This window comes from Thiohalocapsa halophila (genome assembly GCF_016583825.1).
GTDB lineage: Bacteria > Pseudomonadota > Gammaproteobacteria > Chromatiales > Chromatiaceae > Thiohalocapsa > Thiohalocapsa halophila.
Map to the genome: position 1 here is coordinate 1 of NZ_NRRV01000219.1, position 1,660 is coordinate 1,660.

Consider the following 1,660-nt stretch of genomic DNA (forward strand, 5'->3'; position numbering starts at 1 on the left):
CGCCCGCCCTCTTCCTTGCTCAGCACATACACCTCGGCCTCGAAGTGCGTGTGCGGCGTGATGCTCTTGGGCTTGGCCAGTACCTGACCGCGCTCGACGTCTTCGCGCTTGGTCCCGCGCAGCAGCACGCCGATGTTGTCGCCCGCCTCGCCCTGATCGAGCAGCTTGCGGAACATCTCCACGCCCGTGCAGGTGGTCTTGGTGGTGTCCTTCAGACCGACGATCTCGATCTCGTCGCCGACCTTCACTACACCGCGCTCCACTCGACCGGTCACCACGGTGCCGCGGCCGGAGATGGAGAAGACGTCTTCGATCGGCATCAGGAAGGTGCCGTCCACCGGGCGCTCGGGCTCGGGGATGTAGCTGTCGAGCGCTTCCACCAGCTTGTCGATGGACGGCGTGCCGATCTCGCTCTCGTCTCCCTCCAGCGCCTTCAGCGCCGAGCCGGTGACGATCGGCGTGTCATCACCCGGGAAGTCGTAGCTGTCGAGCAGCTCGCGCACTTCCATCTCCACCAGCTCCAGCAGCTCGGCGTCATCGACCATGTCCGCTTTGTTCAGGTACACCACGATGAAGGGCACACCTACCTGGCGCGAGAGCAGAATGTGCTCGCGCGTCTGGGGCATCGGCCCGTCCGCCGCCGAGACCACCAGAATCGCGCCGTCCATCTGCGCCGCGCCCGTGATCATGTTCTTCACGTAGTCGGCGTGGCCCGGGCAGTCGACGTGCGCGTAGTGGCGCGTGTCCGTCTCGTACTCCACGTGCGCGGTGGCAATCGTGATCCCGCGCTCCTTCTCCTCAGGGGCGTTGTCGATCTGATCGTAGGCGCGCGCTTCACCACCGAACTTCTTCGCCTGGTGCACCGTGATCGCCGCCGTCAGCGTCGTCTTGCCGTGGTCGACGTGACCAATGGTGCCCACGTTCACGTGTGGCTTCTTGCGCTCGAATTTTGATTTGGACATTGGAGACCCCTACTCCGCTCAGACCAGCTCTATCCGACACCGCCAGCCCGTCGCCCGGCCGACGCTCGATGCACCGCTGCCGTCGCAGCTGCCAGCCCGGCCGCCGACCGGGACTTTGTCTTTGGAGCCCATGACCGGATTTGAACCGGTGACCTCACCCTTACCAAGGGTGTGCTCTACCAACTGAGCTACATGGGCGGTGTCAACCGGCGCGCAACCGCCGCTGCGTGCCGAAGTACTCACGTCGAGCCCGCGCAGGGAGGGCCCGCTGAGCGCATCCATTGGAGCGGGTGATGGGAATCGAACCCACACCATCAGCTTGGAAGGCTGAGGTTCTACCATTGAACTACACCCGCAGGGCTCAGCGTCGCTGCCTGCGCCGGGCGACCGTCGGGCGGCTCCCCGCCCGAGTCACCCGCCTTGCGAGCGGCCACGCGAAGGCCGGACCCTGCCGCCGCGAACCGCGGGCGGATCTGTGTGGTGGAGGGGGGAGGATTCGAACCTCCGAAGGCTGAGCCGTCAGATTTACAGTCTGATCCCTTTGACCGCTCGGGAACCCCTCCAGCGACCGAGCGGGGCAGTATAGGCCCGGTCGCAGCGATGGTCAATAGCCTATGGCCGTCGCGAGCACCCCTCGCGCGCGCCAAAGCTTCAAGGCTACGGATGGAGCCGCGCCTGGGGGCCCGGGGGAGCCGGGG

1 protein-coding gene and 3 tRNA genes are annotated in these 1,660 nt (G+C 66.0%); all 4 read right to left on the minus strand.

All coding sequences use genetic code 11. From position 1 onward, the window contains the following. A partial coding sequence (tuf, locus tag CKO31_RS26090; RefSeq protein WP_200243838.1) for an elongation factor Tu occupies positions 1-962 on the minus strand: 962 nt, incomplete at its 3' end. Between the two features lie 122 nt (positions 963-1,084). Next, a tRNA-Thr gene (locus CKO31_RS26095) sits at positions 1,085-1,160 on the minus strand. A gap of 84 nt (positions 1,161-1,244) precedes the next feature. Next, positions 1,245-1,318, minus strand: a tRNA-Gly gene (locus CKO31_RS26100). A 122-nt stretch (positions 1,319-1,440) separates the two neighbouring features. Continuing rightward, positions 1,441-1,525 (minus strand) — tRNA-Tyr (locus CKO31_RS26105). Positions 1,526-1,660: the final 135 nt, after the last annotated feature.